Origin of the sequence: Sedimentimonas flavescens (assembly GCF_019264375.1) — a bacterium.
Lineage (GTDB): Bacteria > Pseudomonadota > Alphaproteobacteria > Rhodobacterales > Rhodobacteraceae > Rhodobacter > Rhodobacter flavescens.
Map to the genome: position 1 here is coordinate 1 of NZ_JAHVAI010000020.1, position 20,263 is coordinate 20,263.

The following is a 20,263-nucleotide window of genomic DNA, read 5'->3' on the forward strand; positions in this document are numbered from 1 at the left end:
CCGCTTCCGTCCGCCTTCACGCGAACCTTCACGTTGTAGTCAATCACCCGCTTAACAGGCACCAATACCTTCATGGGAACACTCCTGTGGGCAGAAGAGGCCGGGGCCCCGATGGGCCCCGGACAGGATCAGAACGAGCGGCGCAGGAACTCACGCAATTCGCCGACGACACCGCGGCGGAACGAGAGCACGCAGGCCACGAAGATCACGCCAAGCACCACCGGCACCCAGGCGGCCAGCGGCCCCGAGGCAAGGTAGTTTTGCAGCGTCACGATGATACCCGCGCCCACGGCCGGACCGGCGATGGTGCCAAGGCCACCGAGCAGCGTCATCAGCACCACCTCGCCCGACATGTGCCAATGCGCGTCGGTCAGCGAGGCCAGCTGGAATACCACCGTCTTGGTCGCACCGGCCAGGCCCGCCAGCGTCGCCGAAAGCACGAAGGCCAGAAGCTTGTAACGCTCGATGTCATAGCCGAGCGAACGAGCGCGGTCTTCGTTGTCGCGAATGGCGCTGAGCACCTGACCGAAGGGCGAATGCACGGCGCGCGCGATCAGCAGGAAGCCGGCCAGACAGATCGCCAGCACGAAGTAATACATCGAGCGGTCATTCGTCAGGTCGATCATCCCGAGCGCCATGCCACGCGGCACGCCCTGAAGACCGTTCTCACCGCCGGTGAAGGGCGAGGAGATGAAGACGAAGTAAGCCATCTGCGCCATGGCCAGCGTGATCATGGCGAAGTAGATGCCCTGACGACGGATCGCCAGAGTGCCGATCGCAAGCCCGAGGACACCGGCCGAAAGCGCGCCGACAAGGATGCCCAGTTCAGTCGGCAGGCCCCAGACCTTGAGCGCATGGCCCGAGATATAGGCTGCGCCGCCGAAGAAGGCCGCGTGACCGAAGCTGAGCAACCCGCCATAGCCCAGGATAAGGTTGAAGGCCGAGGCAAAGAGCGCAAAGCACAGCAGCTTCATCAGGAAGACGGGGTAGATGAAGAGCGGCGCTGCCAGCGAGATGGCCAGAACGATGAGATAGCCGAGAAACTTGTTCATTGTCCGTATCCTCTCACGCGGGCTTGCCGAACAGCCCTGCCGGGCGCAGCACCAGAACGATGGCCATGACAACGAAGATCACGGTCGAAGACGCCTCGGGCCAGAACACCTTGGTCAGGCCTTCGATGACGCCCATGCTCAGACCGGTCACCACCGCGCCCATGATCGAGCCCATGCCGCCGATCACGACTACGGCGAAGACGACGATGATCAGGTTCGAGCCCATCAGCGGATTGACCTGCGTGATCGGCGCGGCGAGCACACCGGCGAAGGCGGCAAGTGCGACGCCATAGCCATAGGCCAGCGTGGTCAGCAGCGGTACGTTCACACCGAAGGCCTGCAGCAGGCGCGGGTTTTCCGTGCCGGCGCGCAGATAGGCGCCGATCTTGGTGCGCTCGAACAGATACCAGGTCGCCACACAGACCGCGAGCGAAGCCACCACGACCCAGCCGCGATAGAAGGGCAGGAACATGAAGCCAAGGTTCACGCCGCCTTGCAGCGCTTCCGGCGTGGGATAGGGAATGCCCGAGGCGCCAAAGAGTTTGACGAAGGTCCCCTCGATCACCAGCGCAAGACCGAAGGTCAGCAGCAGGCCGTAGAGGTGGTCGATGCCCGACAGGCGGCGCAGCAGCACGCGCTCAAGCCCGACACCGATGGCACCGACGATCAGCGGCGCAAAGATCAGCGCGCCCCAGTAGCCGATGCCCAGATATTGCGTCAGCCCCAGCGTGGCGAAAGCGCCCAGCATGTAAAGCGCGCCATGAGCGAAGTTGACGATATTGAGAAGGCCAAAGATGACGGCCAGGCCGAGCGAAAGCACCGCGTAGAACGCGCCGTTGATGAGGCCCAGAAGCAATTGGCCGAAAAGCACTTGCGGGGGAAAGCCCAGCAGATCCGTCAGCATAGGTTATGTCCTTGTTTGCATTGCCGGATGCTCCACCGGATGCCACGAAGGCACCCGGTGGTCGCATCTCGCATTACTTCGTGGGGCAGGTGCTTTCGGAAAGAGGGCCGAAAGCCTCTTCACCCGGAATGGTCCGCACGATTTTGAGGTAGTCCCAGGGCCCGGAGGAGTCGGCCGGAGATTTGACCTCTGCGAGATACATGTCGTGCACCATGCGGCCGTCGGTGCGCAGAACGCCGCCATTGGCGAACATGTCCTCGACCGGCATTTCGCGCATCTTGGCCAGAACGGTATCGGTGTCATCCGAGCCGGTGGCTTCGATGGCCTTCAGGTAGTGACGCACGGCCGAGTAGGTGCCAGCCTGGATGCCCGTCGGCATCTTGCCGGTCTTCTCGAAGAAGCGCTTCGACCACTCGCGGGTCTCGTCGTTCATGTCCCAGTAGAAGCTCACGGTCATCTGCAGGCCCTGCGCGGTGTCGAGGCCAAGCGCGTGGACGTCCGACAGGAAGACCAGCAGACCGGCGATCTTCTGACCGGCTTCGACGATGCCGAATTCCTTGGCGGCCTTGATCGCGTTGATGGTGTCGCCGCCGGCGTTGGCCAGGCCGATGACCTTCGCGCCCGAGGCCTGCGCCTGCAGCATGAAGGAGGAGAAGTCAGACGCCGGGAACGGATGCTTGACCGAGCCCAGAACCTTGCCGCCAGCGGCCTCGACCACTTTCGACACGTCGCCCTGAAGCGCCTCGCCAAAGGCGTAGTCGGCGGTCAGGAAGAACCAGCTGTCGCCGCCCTCGGCCACGACGGCCGAACCGGTGCCGACGCCGAGCGCGCGCGTGTTGTAGGTCCAGTGCAGGCCGGTCGGGATGCAGGCGTCGTTGGTCAGCGGCGAGGAGGCCGCACCCGAGACGAGCGCGATCTTGTTCTGCTGCTTGGCCACTTCGAAGACCGCCATGGCAACCGAGGTGGTCACGAGTTCCGCGAAGGCGTCGACCTTCTCGGTGTCGCCCCACTGGCGCGCCTTGTTGGCCGAGATGTCGGCCTTGTTCTGGTGGTCGGCCGAGACCAGCTCGATCGGTGCGCCGGCGACGGTGCCGCCGAATTCCTCGATCGCCATTTCGGCTGCGGTGATGGTGCCCGGACCCGCCACGTCCGAATAGGTGCCCGACATGTCGGTCAGCAGGCCGATCTTGACGACGCCATCGCTGATTTCGGCGCTTGCACCGCTGGCGAGCATCGCCAGAACCGAGGCGCTGGCCGCGAGTTTCTTGAACAGTTTCATTAAGTTCCTCCTCCTAGGATGATTTCCGGCGTCCTCCTCAGACGCTCAGATATTGGTCGAAAATGTGCTGCTTGCTCTCCAGCTCATCGGCCTTGATGGTCGCGACGATCTTGCCGTGATCCATCACGAAGTGACGGTCGGCGAGCGGGGCTGCGAAGCGGAAGTTCTGCTCGACGAGAACGACGGTGTAGCCGCGCGTCTTCAGCTCAAGCAGCACCTCGCCCAGCTTGTCCACGATGACCGGGGCAAGGCCCTCGGTGATCTCATCGAGCAGCAGGATATTGGCGCCGGTGCGCAGGATGCGGGCCATGGCCAGCATCTGCTGCTCGCCGCCCGACAGGCGGGTGCCCTGGCTGCGGCGACGTTCGGCAAGGTTGGGGAACATCTCGTAGAGTTCCTCGACCGACATGCCGCCATCGGCCACGCGCGGCGGCAGCATCAGGTTCTCTTCGACCGACAGGCGCGAGAAGATGCCGCGCTCTTCGGGGCAGTAGCCAACGCCCAGATGCGCGATGGAATGGGGCGTCGCGTGGATCACCTCTTCGCCCTTGAGCATGATCGAGCCGGTGCGGTGGCCGATCAGCCCCATGATCGAGCGCAGCGTGGTGGTGCGCCCCGAGCCGTTGCGGCCCAGAAGCGTGACCAGTTCGCCCTGATAGACCTTCATGTCGATGCCGTGCAGCGCATGGCTTTCGCCATAGAAGGCGTGCAGGTCCTGGATGCGCAGCTCCTCGATATGCTCCGAGACGTGCTGGCCGCCGATGTCGTGGTTCTCGATCACGTCGCTCATGCCGCTTTCCCCATATAGGCTTCCTTGACGCGCGGATCGGCCGAGACCTCGGCATAGGTGCCTTCGGTCAGAACGGCGCCGCGTTGCAGGACGGTGATCTGGTCGCAAAGCGTCGAAACGACGCCCAGGTTGTGCTCGACCATCAGGATTGTGCGGTTCTTCGAAACCTTGCGGATCAGCTGGGTGATCAACTCGACATCCTCGCGGCCCATGCCCTGCGTGGGCTCGTCGAGCAGCATCATCTCGGGTTCGAGCGCGAGGGTCGTGGCGATCTCCAGCGCACGCTTGCGGCCATAGGGCAGATCGCCGACCATCGCGTCGCAGAAGCGCTCAAGCCCCACCATGCCGAGCAATTCGTCGGCGCGGTCATTGAGCTTGTGCAGCGTCTTTTCCGAGCGCCAGAAGTGGAACGAGGTGCCGAGCTTGCGTTGCAGCGCCACGCGGACGTTTTCGCGCGCGGTCATATGCGGGAAAACGGCCGAAATCTGGAACGAACGCACCACGCCCATGCGCGAGATTTCCGCGGGCTTGGCATTGGTGATGTCGCGCCCGTTGAACGCGATTGAGCCGCGCGTCGGGATCAGGAACTTGGTCAACAGGTTGAAGACCGTGGTCTTGCCCGCACCGTTCGGCCCGATCAGGGCGTGGATGGTGTGGCGGCGGATACGAAGGTCAACCTCGCTCACGGCGGTGAAGCCCTTGAACTCCTTGGTCAACCCGCGGGTTTCCAGAATGAAATCGTCGGATTTGCTCATGACACTCGCTTTGCAGAAAGAGGGCGGCGTGCGGGGCAAGCCCCGCAACGCCTCCAGTTCAGGGGGGTCATTTTGACGTGTTCAGCGCCTTGGCCTGCTCGCGCAGGACGAACTTCTGAACCTTGCCGGTCGAGGTTTTCGGGAGAGACCCGTAAACGATCGTCTTGGGCACCTTGAAATGCGCCATGTTCTGGCGGCAGAAGGCGATCAGGTCGGCCTCGGGCAGCTCCTGCCCGGTTTTCAGCTCGACGAAGGCGCAAGGCGTCTCGCCCCATTTCGGGTCGGGGCGGGCGACAACGGCCGCCTCCATCACCGCGGGATGCTTGTAAAGCACGTCCTCGACTTCGACCGACGAGATATTCTCGCCACCCGAGATGATGATGTCCTTTGAGCGGTCCTTGAGCTCGACATAGCCATCGGGATGCATCACGCCGAGATCGCCTGAGGCAAACCAGCCGCCGTTGAACGACTCGTCCGTGGCCGAGGGGTTTTTGAGATACCCCTTCATCACGTTGTTGCCGCGCATGAAGATCTCGCCCATCGTCACGCCATCCGAGGGAACCGGCTCGAGCGTGGTCGGATCGGCGACCATCAGCCCCGACAGCGCCACGTTCTTGACGCCCTGACGGGCCTTGAGGCGCGCGCGCTCTTCGGGCTTGCGATCGTCCCAGTGGCCTTTCCAGGCGCAGACGACCGAGGGGCCGTAGGTTTCGGTCAGACCGTAAACATGGGTGACCTCGACGCCCATAGCTTCCATCTTCTCGATCACGGCGGCCGGCGGCGAGGCCCCGGCGGTCATCACCTTGACCTTGTGCGAGAAGTCTTTCAGTTCATCAGGCGCGTTCGCCAGCATATTCAGAACGATCGGCGCGCCGCAGAAATGGGTGACCTTCTCGGTGCGGATCGCCTCGTAGATCGGCTCGACACGGACCGAGCGCAGGCAGACGCAGACACCGGCATTGGCCGCGATGGTCCAGGGGAAGCACCAGCCGTTGCAATGGAACATCGGCAGCGTCCAGAGGTAGCGCGAATGATGAGCCATGCCCCAGGTCATGATGTTCGACATCGCGTTCAGCGCGGCGCCCCGGTGGTGATAGACCACGCCCTTGGGATTGCCCGTGGTGCCCGAGGTGTAGTTCAGGCTGATCGCATCCCATTCGCTGGCGGGCGGATCGTAACGGAAGGCCGGATCGCCCTCGGCCAGCAACTCGTCATAGGTGACCGAGCCGATACGGTGGCCGCCCTCATAGGTGGCGTCCTCGATGTCGATCACCAGCATGTCGCGGCGGCCGCTGATCTTGATCGCGCGTTCGACCACATCGCTGAATTCCGGGTCGACCATGACCGCCTTGGCCTCGGCATGGGCGAGGATGAAGGCAATCGCCTCGGCATCCAGACGGGTGTTGACGGTGTTCAGCACTGCGCCAACCATCGGCACGGCGAAATGGGCCTCGAACATCTCGGGGATGTTGGCGGCGATGACCGAGACGGTGTCGTCCTTGCCGATGCCGCGTTGCGCCAGCGCGCTGGCAACACGGCACATGCGCTCATAGGTTTCGCCCCAATTGCGGCGCAGATCGCCGTAAACGACGGCCGTCATCTCGGGATAGACCGAGGCGGTGCGCTCTGCAAAAGACAGGGGCGTCAGCGTGGCATAATTTGCCGCATTCGCATCCAGTCCACTTTCGTAGATGCTGTGCTTGTTCATGATGTAAGTCCCTCCGCTCGACCCGGAACCCCTCCTGCTCCGAGTCAATGCGCAAAACTTACACACGGGCATATTGCCCAATTTTCCACGAAATGTATCCAATTGTGACATGCCGGGAATTTGGCTTGGGAAACCCGGCCCGCTGTCGCATCGTAGGATGTGCCAAGCCAACGCCCAACGGACGACATGATGCGAGACGCGCCAAATGATCTCGGCCTTTCCGGCCTCGTCCTGGAGGGGCTTGGCAAGCTTGACCAGGGCATTACCATCTTCGATCAGCACCTGCGCATGATCGCGTGGAACGACCAGTTCCTTGAGATGTGCGACTACCCCGCGCATCTGGCCTTTCAGGGCGCGGATTTCGCCAGCTTCATCCATTACAATGCCGCGCGCGGTGAATATGGCCCCGGCGATCCCGATGCGCTGGTGGCCGAGCGCGTCGAGAAGGCCCGCCGGTTCGAGCGCCACCAGTTCGAGCGCGCGCGCCCCAACGGACGCGTACTGGAGGTGACCGGCTCGCCCCTGCCCGGTGGCGGCTTCGTGACGATCTACACCGACGTCACCGAGCGCCGGAACCAGGAGGCGCGACTGCAACAATTGGTCGAAGAGCGGACCCATGCGCTGCAACTCAGCGAGGCGCGGCTCAAGCTGATCGCCGACGAGGTGCCCGCCGGCATCGCCCATATCGCCCGCGACATGAAGGTGCTGTACGCCAATCGTCGCTTTGCCGGGGCCTATGGGCGCACGCCCGAAGAGGTGATCGGCCTCTACGCCTCGGACATCCTGCATCCGCGCACCCTGAGCGAGTCTGCGCGGTTCTTCGAACAATCGCGGCGCGGTGCGCTTGTGGACTTCGAGATGCGCATCGAGCTGCCCGATGGTCGTTTCAAGGATATTCGCACCCTGTTGCGCCCCGAGACGCCCTCGTCGGGCGAGGTGATCGGGTTCTACCTTCTGTCGATCGACGTGACGCGCCGCAAGGCCACCATGTCGGCGCTGATGGGTTCGCAGAAGATGGATGCGCTTGGCCGTATGGCCAGCGGCATCTCGCATGATTTCAACAACCTGCTGACGATCATCCTGGGCAATCTCGTGCCGTTGGCCGAGGAATTGGGCGAGGGGGAACTGGTCGCGGATTACCTTGCCCCGGCGATCTCGGCGGCGCGGCGCGGCTCGGCGCTGACGCAGCGGCTGCTGACCCTGGCGCGGCGTGAGCAATTCGCCCCCGAACCCACCGATATTGTCGGCGCCGTGGAAGAGATCCACACGCTGCTGCGCTCATCCCTGCCGCGCAGCCTAGAGATCGTGCAGGAGTATCGCACCGATGTGCCCTCGGCCCTTGTCGACCGGGCGCAGCTGGAGATGGCGCTGCTGAACCTTGCGATCAACGCCAAGGATGCGACCGGGGGCGTCGGGCGGATCGAGATCGAGGTCGCGCCGTACGACCTGCCCCCCGAAGAGGCCGAACTGCTGCACCTGCCGGTGGGCCATTACGTGCGCATCCGCTTCTCGGATGACGGCTGCGGCATGTCGGCCGAACAGACCGAGCGGGTGTTCGAACCCTTCTACACCTCGAAAGCCGCAGGGGCAGGGTCGGGCCTTGGGCTATCGATGGTCTATGGTTTCGTCAAACAGTCGAACGGGGCAATCTCGGTGGACAGCGCGCCGGGGCAAGGCGCGCGCTTCACCATCCTGTTGCCGGGGGTGGAACTGCGTGCGCCCGCCGAACCCGCCCCCACCGCAGAGGCCAGCCCCGAGGCGGGTGCGGCCGAGTTGCTTCTGCTGGTCGAGGATGACATGCAGGTGCGGCGCACCATCCGCCGTCAGATCGCGGCGCTTGGCTATCCGCTGATCGAGGCCGAAACCGGGGACGAGGCATTGAACCTGCTGGATCATATCGAAGAGGTCGGCATCGTGCTGACCGATATCGACATGCCAGGCAAGACCGACGGCTTCGCGCTGGCCCGGCATCTGGCCGCCACCCGCCCCGAAATCGCCGTCCTGCTGATGAGCGGTCAGGCCAGCCTGACCCAGCCCGATGATGGCGCGCTGTCCGATATTCCCGCATTACGCAAACCTTTTACCGATGCGCAGCTGACCGACGCGCTTTCCAAGGCGCGCCAGCGCGCGCGCCGCGATATTTCCCGTGGAATGTCCATTGCAGAGAGATCGAGCAAATGAGCACGCTTGTGTACCTTCTCGAGGATGATCTGGATATCAGCCGGCTGATCGAGCGCAGCCTCGTGCAGCAGGGCTTCACCATGCGCAGCTTCCGCCGCCTGGCCGAGTTCGAGCGCGAATTGCGCCGCCAGACACCGGACCTTTGCCTGATCGACCTGTCACTGCCCGATGGCGACGGGCTGAGCCTGATCAACGGCAATACCCTGCCCGAGAACATGCCGCGCGTGATCGTGACCGGGCGCGGTTCGGTCACCGACAAGGTCGTCGGGCTTGAGATCGGCGCGGATGACTACATCGTCAAGCCCTTCGAGCCGCGCGAACTGGTAGCCCGCCTGCGCGCCGTCCTGCGCCGCAGCCGCAAGAGCCGCGAGGCCGCCGAGAGCGATCCACATTCGGTGGCCAGCTTTGGCGGCTGGACCGCGAACCTCAAGGCCTGCACCCTGACGCATACCGATGGCCACCAGGTCACGCTCAGCTCGTCGGAGAACAGCCTGCTTGAGGCTTTCCTGCGCGCACCGGGCCGTGTGCTGAGCCGCTCGAACCTGCTCGATGCGACGCAGGGGCGCTCGAACGAGCCCTTCGATCGCAGCATGGACGCCCGTGTCTGCCGCCTGCGTCGCAAGATCGCGCGCGCACCCGACGATGGCGAAGTCATCCGCACGGTCTATGGCGCGGGCTACATCTTTAGCGCCGAGGTGGACTGGAGCGACTGAAGCCGCTCACGGTTTTTTTCGAAATCGCTGCGCGTTATGGCATGCTGTGTGTCGGAACCCGTAATCGACGCGAGAGATCACTCCGTGCCAGTCCCGACCCCAACCATCGCTAGCCGGAGCCGGGGCTAGTGGCGGTCTTCCTCCGGCTCTGGGCCGTTGCGGTGGCCACGCTGGCGCTGGTGCTGGCGCTGTTCGTCGGGCTTGCGATCCTGAACTTCAAGCAGATCCAGACCGACCTGCTCAGCGGGCGGCTGGCGGTTCTGGCCGAGATGACGGCAGAACCCTTCGAGGCGGCGGCGCGGATCGGGTTGCCGTTGGCCAGCGTCCGCAATTCCGCCGCACTCCTTGAACGCGCGCGCCAAAGTGACGATGCCATCGCGGGCGTCTATGTCATTGACGCAGACGGGGCGGTGATCCGCGCCACGGGTGGGGCAGGTCTGCAGATGCCCGCGCGCCGGGCCGAGGACACCCGCTGGAACTGGTCGGATGGCGCGCACCTGTTCAGTGCCGTGCAGATCGTCGGCGCGACGGGGCACCCCTTGGGAGCCGTGGTGGTCGAGATCGACCGGCGCGAAAGCACCATCCTCGTGCGCGCGATGGCGGCGGAACTGCTGACCTCGGCACTGGCGATCTGGGCAGTGATGTCGGCCCTGTCCGGCGCCGGGATCTGGCTATGGCTGCGCCCGCAGATCGCGGCCTTTAGCAGCGCCGAGGCACAGATCGAAGCGTTCGAACAGGATGTCTGGTCTGGCCGCGTGACGGCCGGAGTGGCAAGCACGAACGGTCTCGGCCAGGCGCTGAGGGCGGTCTTTGCGGGTTACCGGCAGGCCCTGCGCGACCGGGGTGACGAGCATGGCTGAGGGGGCGGATATTACAGGAACGCAGCGGATCCGGGGCCGGATGCTTACCATGCTGGCGCTGCTGATCGCTGCAACCGTGCTTGCCTTCAGCTTCGTCACGCTGGTTTCATTCGACCGCGCCGTCGCCCCCGAACTGCACCAGCGCACCCGGCTAATCGGCGAGATCATCCGCTCCAAGGTCGAGCAAAGCGTCGCATCGGGCATCCCGATCGGCTCCATCGCCGGGCTTGAGGGCTATCTCGCAACCACCATCGCCCAATTCCCCGAGGTTCAGCGCGTGTCGCTGGAAACCCGGCACGGCGAGACCATCGCCGAGGCCGCGAATGAGGTCAGCCTGACACTGCTGAGCCGCACCGGCCTTGACGTCCGGCTGGGTGTCGAGGCGACGGGTTTTGCCCTGCCGATCCTTGTACGCAACGACATGGTGGGTACCGTCCGGGTCGAAAGCTCGGCGCAGTTTGCCGAGACGAAGCTGCGCGGTGTACTGCTTGACGTATCGGTGCTGGCCATCGCGCTTCTGCTGATCGGGGTCGAGCTGGCGCTGGCGGTCGTGGCCGCATCAATCTGGAAACCCCTGCGCCGTATTCAGGGGCTGCTCGCGCAGCAACAGGCCGGAGATTATTCGCGCGCCATCCGACCCACTGGCATCGCGCTGTTCCGCCGGCTTGCGCGGCGCCTCAATGCATTCTCGGCGGCGGTTACCCGTCAGGCGGCAGACGCGCTGCCCCGCCTGCGCTATGCCGAGATCATCGACATCCGCTTTGCCCTCTTCGTCTTCGTCGCGGGGACCGAGGTCTCGGCCTCGTTCCTGCCGGTCTTTGCGCGCGCCGAGGGGCGGCCCGAGTGGCTTTCGGCCAATCTGGCAGCAGCCCTGCCGTTGCTGTTCTACCTGCTGGCGGTGATGACCCTGTCGCCCTTCGGCGGGCGCATGGCCGAGCGGTTCGGCGCGCGGCGGCTGTTCGTGGCCTCGGCGCTCCCCGCGGCGCTTTCACTTCTGGTCATGGCCGTGGCGCGCGATGTCTTCATGATCGCCGTGGCACGCGCGGGCGTCGGCATCAGCTACGCGCTGGCCTCGATCGCCTGTCAGGAATATGCGCTGCGCGCCGAGCGCGGGGCCGCGCTGTCGCGCACCTCGGGCACCTTCATCGCGATGATCTTCGGCGGAACCTTCTGCGGCTCGGTTCTGGGCGGGGTCATGGCGCAGCATTTCGGCTACGGCTTCGCCCTGACGGTCGGTGCCGCGCTTGTCCTGGGCGCGGCGATGATGGGCCAGCTAACCATGGCGTCCGACACCCCGGCCGACACCGCCTCGGTGGCAACGGCGCCGGGAAGACGAGAACCTCTGGCAACTCTGCGCTACGCCGCGCTGACAGTTGGCATCGCGATCCCCCTCAACCTCGTGACGGCGGTCTTTGTATGGTTTCTGGCGCCGATGCAGCTTGCGGCGCTTGGGGCGGACACCTCGGAAACCGCACGGGTCGTCATGCTCTACTACCTCGCGCAGATCCTGCTGGGCGGCACCCTGAGCGGCCTGGCACGCGGCCGATGGGCCGCCGTGACGCTTGGGGCGATGGTCACTGCCGCAGCGCTTGTCGCGCTGTCGCGCGATATGGGGTTCGTGACCATGATCCTTGCGACCGCTGGCATCGGGATCGGCCACGCGCTGATCCGCGGGCCGCTTCTGGCCCTGATCACCGAAATCGCGCAGGCGGCGGGCCTGAGCCTTTCCGGCCTGCGCATCGCCGAGCGCCTCGGCGCGCTGGCAGGGCTGGCGCTGACAACGCTGGCCATGAGAACACTGCCCACGGGATCGATTTTGGAAATGCTTGCACTGTTGGTAGTCTTGGGAGTCGTGGGCGCGGGCGGCATCGCATGGGCTGGCCGCGAGAAGGGAGAGCGCAGGCCATGAGATCGAAGATTGCCACCGCCGCACTGGCTGTCGCTCTGGGGGTCGGGACGGCGACTGCCGAGACCGCGAATATCATGATCGTGACATGGCGTGGCTGCGAAGAGGCTTGCGCGGGCTTTCAGGATTACCTCGCAGCCAGCGGGCACGACGTCACCTTCACCCTGCGCGACGCCGCACAGGACAAGACCCGCCTGCCCGGCTTCCTCGACGAGGCGCGCCAGCGCGGGACCGGGTTGATCCTGACCTGGGGCACCAGCGCCACCATCGGCATCGCCGGAACGCTGGCCGATCTGGAGGCGCCGCAGTTCAACCACACGATCCCGCAGATCTTCATGATCGTGGCCGACCCGGTCGGCGCGGGCGTCGTGCAATCGCTTGAGGAGACCGGCCGTGCGAATATCACTGGCACCTACAACCGGATGCCCGAGACCGTCACCCTCCAGACCATCCGCAGCTACATGCCCGCCTTCGCCCATCTGGGCCTTCTGTTCAACGCGGATGAAAAAAACTCGGTCGTGAAGCGCGACGAGATGGCCGCGCTTGCCGCCGAACGGGGGATCGCCTTCACCGCCGTCGAACTGCCGCTTGGCGAGGATGGACACCCCCGCGCGCAGGATATCGAGGCCGGCATGGCCGCCCTGAAAGCGGCTGGCGCCGAGTTTGTCTATGTCGGAAGCTCGTCCTTTCTACAGGCCGAAAGCGAGGCGCTCCACGCGGCGGCCCTTGCCACGAAGATGCCCGTCATCAGCCCCTATGAGGATATGGTGCGCAAGGGCCACGCGCTGATCTCGGTCGCGGCGCGTTATGGCGACGTGGGCAGGCTTGCAGGCCAACTGTCCGAGCAGATCCTGTTTGAGGGCGCCCTGCCCGGCAGCCTGCCCGTGGCGCGGATGCAGGATTTTGCCATCACCATCGACACGAACATGGCGCGCAAGATCGGTGTCTACCCACCGCTGGAACTGCTCGACATCGCTGAAACGGTCGAGTGACGCCCTAGACCTGCGCGGCCGCCTGAAACGCGGGCAGCGCCGCTGTAATCATGTCATCGGTCGCGGTCAGGCAGATGCGGAAATCCGTGGGCCGGTCGAAGATGGTTCCGGGCATCACGTAGATCCCGCTCTGGGCCAATGCCTCGGCAAAGGCCCCGCTATCGTCGCCGGGTGCGCGGCCCCAAAGATAGAAGGTGCCCTCGGGGCGCGTCATCCGGTAGCCCCAGTCCGACAGCGCCCCCAGCATATGGTCGCGCCGACGCGCAAGCGCGCCAAGGTCGATGCTGAGTGTTTCCAGATCGGGCAGCGCATAGATCAGCGGCGCGTCCGGCACGTTCCAGCCATCGGCCATCTGCACGGCAAAGCGTAACGCGCGCAGCTCGTTGCGCTCCTCGGCGGGAAGGGTCGGCGTGATCGCCAGATAGCCAAGGCGCAGCCCCGGCGCCAAGAGGATCTTGCCGTAGGAATAGTCGATCAGCGTATGCGGATAGACCGCCGCCGGAGAAGTAAAACCGATGCCGTCAAAGCGGATACGCCGGTAGGGTTCATCCGAGAGGATCCAGATCCGCCGCCCGATCTCGCGCGACTTGGCGTTCAGCAGATCGGCAAGCGCCTCAAGCTCTGCGCGGGAATAGATTCGCCCGGTCGGGTTGTGGGGCGTATTGACGACGACGATGCGGGTCTTCGGCGTAATCGCCCCGGCAATCGCCGCCAGATCCAGATCGAACGTCTCCGACGCCAGCGGCACCTGCACCTCAACCGCCCCCGCCGCAGCCAGCATCGAGCCATAGCAGAACCAGCCGGGCAGCGGCACGATGCATTCGTCGCCCGCCTCCAGCAGCATGGTGAAGGCCATCTTGATCGCGCCGAAAGCGCCCTTCGTCAGGGCGATATCCTCTTCCTCATAGGGCAGCCCGAGTTCCTCCGAGAGCACCCCGGCAAGGAAGGCGCAGGCCTCACTTTCGTTGGATTTATAGGCGTACCAGTTGACGTCCTGTGGCTCGGCGCGGGTCTTGATCGCCTGAACAAGCGGCGGCAGCGCCATCTCATGCGGGTTGCCGAAGGTGAAATCGGCAACCGCGGGGGTCTGGCTCACGGCGGCGTGGTGCGCCATGAAGAAGGTCTCGACTTTGCTGATCGATTGCGCGGCGGCATGGGCACGCGCGGCGGCGGTAGACATCGGCTTCTCCCATCAGATGGGCCGTGAACGAACCGGCGGTGAAGGGTGGATGATACCCGATCTTCGTCGATTTCGCACTTGCCGATTGCAGTCACCCCGGTGCGGCCACGGCGCCCGTTCAAGAGACGCGCGAGCCAGTTTTCGATCGAAACCCCCGGTGCAGTTATCCCGAGAGGCAAGTTGAACCTTCGCGGGTTGTGTTCTAGGCATCGCGGACAGTACGCGTCAGAACATCTGCCGGAGGGCCGCGCGATTGGATATCCGCTTTGATGCCGGCCCGGCCCTGCGCGGCGACACGGCAGGCAGCCCCTCCGCAGCCCTCTTCGCGCGCCCGAGCGCGATCATCGAGGCGCGTGAGCTATCGCAAGTCGATGCGGCCCTGCTTGCGCTCGACCGGGCGCTGGTAGAGGGCCACTGGCTTGCCGGTTACGCAAGCTACGAACTTGGCTACGCGCTGGAACCCAGGCTGAACCCCTTGCTGCCAGACGGGCGGGCTTTGCCGCTGCTGCGCTTCGGCGTCTATGATGGCCCGCAAGAGGCCCCGCCCCTGCCCCCCGCGGCGCAGGCGATCTCGGCGCTTCAACCGCGCTGGACGGCAAGCAATTACGCGCAGGCCTTCGAGCGCCTGCACGCCTATATCGGCGCGGGTGATGTGTATCAGGCGAACCTGACCTTCCCGCTCGACTGCGCGGTTTCCGGCGATCCGGCGGCGCTCTATGCGACGCTTTGCGAAGGCCGTCCGGTGGGGCATGGCGCGCTGGTGTTGCAAGGCGGCGATCTGCCCGCGCTGCTCAGCCGCTCGCCCGAGCTGTTCTTCCGCACGCAAGCCGATGGCGCGATCGTCACGCGGCCGATGAAGGGCACGATCCAACGCGGCCAGACCACTGCCGAGGATGCGGCGAACCGCGATTGGCTGCAAAACGACGCCAAGAACCGGGCCGAAAACCTGATGATCGTCGATCTGCTGCGCAACGATCTGAGCCGGATCGCCGAGCTTGGTTCGGTGCGTGTCCCCGCGCTCTACCAGATCGAGACCTACGCGACCGTCCACCAGATGACGAGCACGGTCGAGGCCCGCTTGCACCCCGAGGTCAGCCTGTCCTGCGTCCTGCGCGCGCTCTTCCCCTGCGGCTCGATCACCGGCGCCCCGAAGCTGCGCGCGATGGAGATCCTGCACGAGCTGGAGCCCTTCCCGCGTGACGCCTATTGCGGCACGATCGGTTGGGCTGCCCCGGACGGGCGCGCAGAGTTCAACGTCGCGATCCGCACGCTGATGGTGCAGCACGGGCAAGGCGTTCTCAATGTGGGCGGGGGTGTCGTGTGGGACAGCACTGCCGCCGCTGAATATCAGGAGGCACTGTGGAAGAGCCGTTTCGCGCAGATATCCCCGCCGGCACGCGGCTGATCGAGACCTTTGGCTGGTGGCCCGGCGAGGGCGCAAGGCGCTGGCCGCTGCACCGCGCCCGGATGCTGCGCAGCGCGCGCAGTCTGGGGTTTCCCTGCGACACGGCGAAACTGGAACGCGCAGTTGCGGGCATCGACCCCTCCGATGTGCCGCTGCGGTGTCGCCTGACGCTGGACGCCGAGGGGCGGATCGAGTGCACGACCGCGCGCTTCGATCCGGCGCCGGTCACATGGCAGGTCGCGCTCGCGCCCGAGCGGGTCTCTTCCGTCGACCCCTGGCTTGGGGTCAAGACGACCCAGCGCGTGCTTTACGATCGGGCGCGCGCCGCACTGCCGCCAGGCGTCGACGAGCTTTTGTTCTGCAATGAACGCGGAGAGCTTTGCGAGGGAACCATCACCTCGATCTTCGTGATCGACCAGAACGGACGCAAGCTGACCCCGGCGCTGTCCTGCGGTTTGCTGCCGGGTGTGCTGCGCGAACAGATGCTGATGGACGGCTGGGAGGAGGCGGTGCTGACGCTTGAAGACCTAGGGCGCGCGGAAGAGGTTTTCGTAGGCAACAGCTTTCGCGGGTTGATAGGGGCACGTCTTGCCGGGCGGGACTCGCACTGAACGGCCGCGCCATCTTGAACGCCTGAACGACTGCCGGATGGCCCGCCCAGTGCAGCCTGAGTGATCGCTCATGGAGAAGGCCTGCTCCGGACGCTGCGGCTCGGTTGCATCTGGCAAGGCGTTCCCGCCGTGAAGCGTGCCTGGCGGTGTGACCTCGGTCGTCACACGTCGTTTGCGGCCCCCGACTGGCGGAAGGCGCCCGGCGTGGAGCCAGTCCAGCGAAGAAAGGCCCGATGGAAATTCGCTGCAGAGGAAAATCCAAGCTCCTGCGAGATCTGCTCAATGCTCTTTTGATCGTCCGACAGATCGTGGATCGCAATGTCGCAACGCAGCCGATCCTTGATTGCCTGAAATGATACGCCTTCGGCATCGAGAAGGCGCATCAAGGTGCGCGGCGTTTTCCTGAACTCGGCAGCGGCATCGACAAGACGGCAGTCTTCCCAATTCGAGCGGCTCAGGAATTCGCGGACCAGAAGCGACCAGGCATGGGTTCGATACCCTGTGAAGATCCAGTCGCGCGGGGCTCGGCTGAGAAACTCCGCCACTTCGGACTTGCTTCTCGAAACCAGACGGTCGGGGCCAGCGACCTCGAACACGATTGTCGAAGACGCCGCCGCGAAAGTGACCCTGGCCGGAAAGATAACCGCGTAGTCCACCGCGAAATCCGGCCGAGGAAACGCGAACTGGACCGAGTCGACGCGAACCTCATATCCGGCGAGCCATGACAGCAGGCCATGCGCAAGCTTCAAAGTTAGCATATGCCCAAAACGCTGAACCGGCTGACTTCCGTATGGCAGCAAACTCAGGCTCATCTTGCCCCGCTCGGCGCGCGTCTCGAAACGATAGTCGTCCAGAAGCAGGTTCCAGAAAGTGGAGAAGCGATACAGCGCCGAACCCAACGTGTCGGAAACCCGGATTGAGGTGAGCAGATGCTGAAGCGCCCGCGGACGGATCGGACGGCTCCAGAGCCCCATCATCTCGTCCCGGCTTTCCACGGCGGCGATCTGGTAGAGGCTAACGATCTGGTCAAGCGTCACGCGCGAGTCGGAATGGCTCTTCTCCGGGTTTAGGCCAGCGCGCCGCAGCAGGCCTTGCAATTGTTCCTCGGTGTAGCAACCGCGCAAGGCATCAAGCCAGTCTTCGATGAAGCGCCAGGAAACGGTCGAGAGGCTGGAGCTGAAGGAGACAGACATCCGCGTTTCTTCCCGGTTTGTCACTTTATGATAATATCTTGTTCAATAATGACGTGGTTTCGCGCTGACAACCAACATATTTGTCGTTGATCAACATCACTCACCGAGTTTGCGCATGCAGTACCTGCCCCCGATCCAGGACATCACGTTCGACCTTGAGCACCTGTCGCAATGGTCCGAACTCCGGTCCCTGCCATGCTACGGCGAATTCGACCTGGCTGACTTTCGGGCGGTACTGGGCGAATTCGGCAGGTTTTGCTCCGAGGTCATCGCCCCGCTCGGTCCCTTGGGCGACGAGACCGGGTCAAAGCTGCATGAGACCGGCGTGGAGTTGCCCGAGGGTTACAAGGAAGCCTATGCGCAGTTCGCCGAAATGGGCTGGCAGAGTCTGCCTCACGCGCAGGAGCACGGCGGTATGGGCTTTCCGCGCGCCGTCGGGGCGGCCGCGACCGAGATCCTGAACGCTGCGGACATGAGCTTTGGCCTCTGCCCCCTGCTTACCGACGGTGCGATCGACGCGCTTGTGAAGAACGGCTCCGAGCAGCAGAAGGCGCTTTATCTGGAGAAACTGGTCACCGGTGAGTGGTCGGGGACGATGAACCTGACGGAACCGCAGGCCGGCAGCGATCTGGCGCGGATCCGCACCCGGGCCGAGCGCCGCGAGGACGGCAGCTACGCCATCACCGGCACCAAGATCTTCATCACCTATGGCGAGCACGCGTTGAGCGGAAACATCGTGCATCTCGTTCTGGCACGGACGCCCGGCGCACCTTCGGGCCCGAAAGGGTTGAGCCTGTTCATCGTTCCCAAATATCTGCCGGATGCCGAGGGTGGCGCCGGAGCGCGCAATGCCGCCACCTGCCTGAGCCTGGAGCACAAGCTGGGTGTCCATGCCAGCCCGACAACGGTTATGGAGTTTGAGGGCGCGACCGGCTTTCTCGTGGGCGAGGAGAACCGCGGCCTCGAGTACATGTTCATCATGATGACATCCGCGCGTTTCGCCGTTGGCGTCCAAGGCGTTGCCATCGCGGAGCGTTCGTATCAGCACGCCCTGGCCTATGCGCGCGAAAGAGTACAGAGCCGACCGGTCGACGGCAGCTCGGTGGAAAGCGTGCCGATCATTCAGCACCCCGATGTCCGGCGAATGCTGCTGCGGATGCGCGCCACAGTCGAGGGCTGCCGCGCCCTGGCGATCGCCACCGCCGGCTGGCTGGACCTTGCCGAGCACGGCGATGGCGGCGCGCGGGATGAGGCGGCTCAGATGGCTGAATTCCTCGTGCCATTGGTCAAGGGCTTTTCGACCGAACGCGCGGTCGAGGTCGCTTCGCTCGGCGTTCAGGTTCATGGCGGCATGGGTTTCATCGAGGAAACCGGTGTCGCCCGGTTCTACCGAGACGCACGAATCCTGCCGATCTACGAGGGCACCACCGCAATCCAGGCCAATGACTTGCTGGGCCGGAAAGTTCTGCGTGACCGAGGCAGTGTTGCCCGCCGTTTCGCCCTCTCCGTATCTCAGATCGAGCACGAGCTTGCCCAAGTGGGGCCTGAAGCCAAGGCAGTCGCAGATCGGCTGGCCGCAGCCCGGTCGGATTTTGAGGCTGGTTTGGAATATCTGCTTGAGGTCGGCCGGGAGACCCCCAACCTCGCCTATGCTGGCAGCGTGCCGTTCCTGATGCTGACGGGCAATCTTGCAGCGGGCTGGCAACTGGGCCGCTCGATGCTGGCGGCAACCGAAATGCTGGCGCGTGGCGAGGATGCGGACTTCATGAGCCGCAAGATCGCCACGGCTTCCTTCTACGCCCACAATATTCTGGTGGAAACCGCGGTCGAACGCATGCGCATCCTGCATGGCGCGCCCAGCCTGCTTTCCGCAGACGTCTGACCCCGACGCCCATCGGCATCGCCTTATCCAAGAAAGGACACGACCTTGACCATCGACATCCGTCTCGACGACTATGCCAATCTTGCTTTCGACGTCCGCGACAACGGTGTTGTCGTCGTTACGCTGAACCGGCCCGCGAAGCGCAACGCGCTGGACGCGGCCACCATCGACGAGTTGATCCAGTTCTTCACCTTTGCGCCTCGCGGTGGGGTGCGCGCCGTGGTGCTTGCCGGTGAGGGGGATCACTTCTGCGCGGGGCTCGATCTGGTCGAGCACTGGAAGGCCGATCGCAGCCCCGACGAATTCATGCATGTCTGCCTGCGCTGGCACGAGGCATTCAACAAGATGGAATATGGCGGGGTTCCGGTGATCGCGGCACTCAAGGGCGCGGTCGTAGGCGGCGGGCTCGAACTGGCCAGTGCGGCGCATGTGCGGGTGATGGACCAAACCACCTATTTCGCCCTGCCCGAGGGCCAGCGTGGGATCTTTACCGGCGGGGGGGCGACCATCCGGGTCAGCGACCTGATCGGCAAGGCGCGCATGATCGACATGATCCTGATGGGCCGCGTCTATCAGGGCAAGGAGGCCGTCGATCTCGGCCTGGCGCAATACATCACCGACGGGTCAAGCCTGGATAGGGCGCTTGAGCTTGCAGACCGGGTTGCAGCGAACCTGCCGCTGACCAACTTTGCGATCTGCTCGGCGATCAGCCACCTCAACAACATGTCCGCGATGGATGCGGCCTATGCCGAATCCGTCGTCGCCGGGATCGTCAACACCCAACCCGCGGCGCGCGAGCGGCTGGAGGCTTTCGCCAGCAAGACGGCCGCGCGTGTGCGGCCCAACAGCTAA

Annotated in this window: 17 protein-coding genes; 9 read left to right on the plus strand and 8 right to left on the minus strand. The window is 64.5% G+C overall.

The genetic code is table 11. The features are described 5' to 3' along the window. Nucleotides 1-128: 128 nt before the first annotated feature. The 6 genes from KTQ37_RS14965 to KTQ37_RS14990 form a co-directional block, all read right to left on the minus strand. The gene (locus KTQ37_RS14965; protein WP_218631317.1) at nucleotides 129-1,052 is read right to left on the minus strand and encodes a branched-chain amino acid ABC transporter permease; all 924 of its coding nucleotides are present in this window, start codon (nucleotides 1,050-1,052) and stop codon (nucleotides 129-131) included. Nucleotides 1,053-1,065: 13 nt separating this feature from the next. Beyond that, complete coding sequence (locus KTQ37_RS14970; protein WP_218631318.1) at nucleotides 1,066-1,956, minus strand: branched-chain amino acid ABC transporter permease; 891 nt, start codon at nucleotides 1,954-1,956, stop codon at nucleotides 1,066-1,068. Nucleotides 1,957-2,029: 73 nt separating this feature from the next. Then, nucleotides 2,030-3,235 carry an ABC transporter substrate-binding protein gene (locus KTQ37_RS14975; RefSeq protein WP_218631319.1) on the minus strand — a complete coding sequence of 402 codons (1,206 nt, stop codon included), beginning with the start codon at nucleotides 3,233-3,235 and terminating at the stop codon, nucleotides 2,030-2,032. Between the two features lie 37 nt (nucleotides 3,236-3,272). Continuing rightward, nucleotides 3,273-3,971, minus strand: coding sequence for an ABC transporter ATP-binding protein (locus tag KTQ37_RS14980; protein ID WP_446033356.1), 699 nt, complete (start codon nucleotides 3,969-3,971; stop codon nucleotides 3,273-3,275). Between the two features lie 50 nt (nucleotides 3,972-4,021). After that, nucleotides 4,022-4,780, minus strand: a complete 759-nt coding sequence (locus KTQ37_RS14985; RefSeq protein ID WP_218631321.1) for an ABC transporter ATP-binding protein — start codon at nucleotides 4,778-4,780, stop codon at nucleotides 4,022-4,024. Nucleotides 4,781-4,847: 67 nt separating this feature from the next. Then, nucleotides 4,848-6,488: an acyl-CoA synthetase gene (locus tag KTQ37_RS14990; protein ID WP_218631322.1), complete on the minus strand. Its 1,641-nt coding sequence runs from the start codon at nucleotides 6,486-6,488 to the stop codon at nucleotides 4,848-4,850. Nucleotides 6,489-6,677: 189 nt separating this feature from the next. On the opposite strand from KTQ37_RS14990, the gene KTQ37_RS14995 reads away from it, so the two are divergent. The 5 genes from KTQ37_RS14995 to KTQ37_RS15015 all read left to right on the plus strand — a co-directional run bounded on the left by KTQ37_RS14995 (nucleotide 6,678) and on the right by KTQ37_RS15015 (nucleotide 13,140). Further along, entirely contained in the window at nucleotides 6,678-8,669 is a 1,992-nt protein-coding gene (locus KTQ37_RS14995) for a hybrid sensor histidine kinase/response regulator (RefSeq protein ID WP_218631323.1), read from the plus strand. Beyond that, nucleotides 8,666-9,382 (plus strand): response regulator, encoded by a 717-nt coding sequence (locus KTQ37_RS15000; protein WP_218631324.1) that lies wholly within the window; start codon nucleotides 8,666-8,668, stop codon nucleotides 9,380-9,382. The genes KTQ37_RS14995 and KTQ37_RS15000 overlap by 4 nt, the downstream gene beginning before the upstream one ends. 128 nt (nucleotides 9,383-9,510) lie before the next feature. After that, complete coding sequence (locus KTQ37_RS15005; protein ID WP_218631325.1) at nucleotides 9,511-10,242, plus strand: hypothetical protein; 732 nt, start codon at nucleotides 9,511-9,513, stop codon at nucleotides 10,240-10,242. Beyond that, on the plus strand, nucleotides 10,235-12,151 hold the full coding sequence (locus KTQ37_RS15010) for an MFS transporter (protein ID WP_218631326.1): 1,917 nt from the start codon (nucleotides 10,235-10,237) through the stop codon (nucleotides 12,149-12,151). Before KTQ37_RS15005 ends, KTQ37_RS15010 begins: the two co-directional genes overlap by 8 nt. Next, a complete protein-coding gene (locus KTQ37_RS15015) occupies nucleotides 12,148-13,140 on the plus strand; it encodes an ABC transporter substrate-binding protein (RefSeq protein ID WP_218631327.1) in 993 nt (330 codons plus the stop codon). Before KTQ37_RS15010 ends, KTQ37_RS15015 begins: the two co-directional genes overlap by 4 nt. Nucleotides 13,141-13,144: 4 nt before the next feature. On the opposite strand, the gene KTQ37_RS15020 is transcribed toward KTQ37_RS15015, so the two are convergent. Beyond that, nucleotides 13,145-14,320, minus strand: a complete 1,176-nt coding sequence (locus KTQ37_RS15020) for an aminotransferase class I/II-fold pyridoxal phosphate-dependent enzyme (RefSeq protein WP_218631328.1) — start codon at nucleotides 14,318-14,320, stop codon at nucleotides 13,145-13,147. 253 nt (nucleotides 14,321-14,573) lie between these two features. Between KTQ37_RS15020 and KTQ37_RS15025 the strand changes: the two genes are divergently transcribed. Further along, on the plus strand, nucleotides 14,574-15,725 hold the full coding sequence (locus KTQ37_RS15025; protein WP_236021260.1) for an aminodeoxychorismate synthase component I: 1,152 nt from the start codon (nucleotides 14,574-14,576) through the stop codon (nucleotides 15,723-15,725). Next, a complete protein-coding gene (locus tag KTQ37_RS15030) occupies nucleotides 15,680-16,336 on the plus strand; it encodes an aminotransferase class IV family protein (protein WP_218631329.1) in 657 nt (218 codons plus the stop codon). Before KTQ37_RS15025 ends, KTQ37_RS15030 begins: the two co-directional genes overlap by 46 nt. A 161-nt stretch (nucleotides 16,337-16,497) precedes the next feature. Here KTQ37_RS15030 and KTQ37_RS15035 read toward each other — a convergent pair whose 3' ends face one another. Beyond that, on the minus strand, nucleotides 16,498-17,433 hold the full coding sequence (locus KTQ37_RS15035; protein ID WP_328799743.1) for an AraC family transcriptional regulator: 936 nt from the start codon (nucleotides 17,431-17,433) through the stop codon (nucleotides 16,498-16,500). Between the two features lie 211 nt (nucleotides 17,434-17,644). Here KTQ37_RS15035 and KTQ37_RS15040 point away from each other — a divergent pair, with 211 nt between their 5' ends. Beyond that, nucleotides 17,645-19,411 (plus strand): acyl-CoA dehydrogenase, encoded by a 1,767-nt coding sequence (locus tag KTQ37_RS15040; protein ID WP_218631331.1) that lies wholly within the window; start codon nucleotides 17,645-17,647, stop codon nucleotides 19,409-19,411. Nucleotides 19,412-19,462: 51 nt separating this feature from the next. Continuing rightward, nucleotides 19,463-20,263 carry a methylthioacryloyl-CoA hydratase gene (dmdD, locus tag KTQ37_RS15045; RefSeq protein ID WP_218631349.1) on the plus strand — a complete coding sequence of 267 codons (801 nt, stop codon included), beginning with the start codon at nucleotides 19,463-19,465 and terminating at the stop codon, nucleotides 20,261-20,263.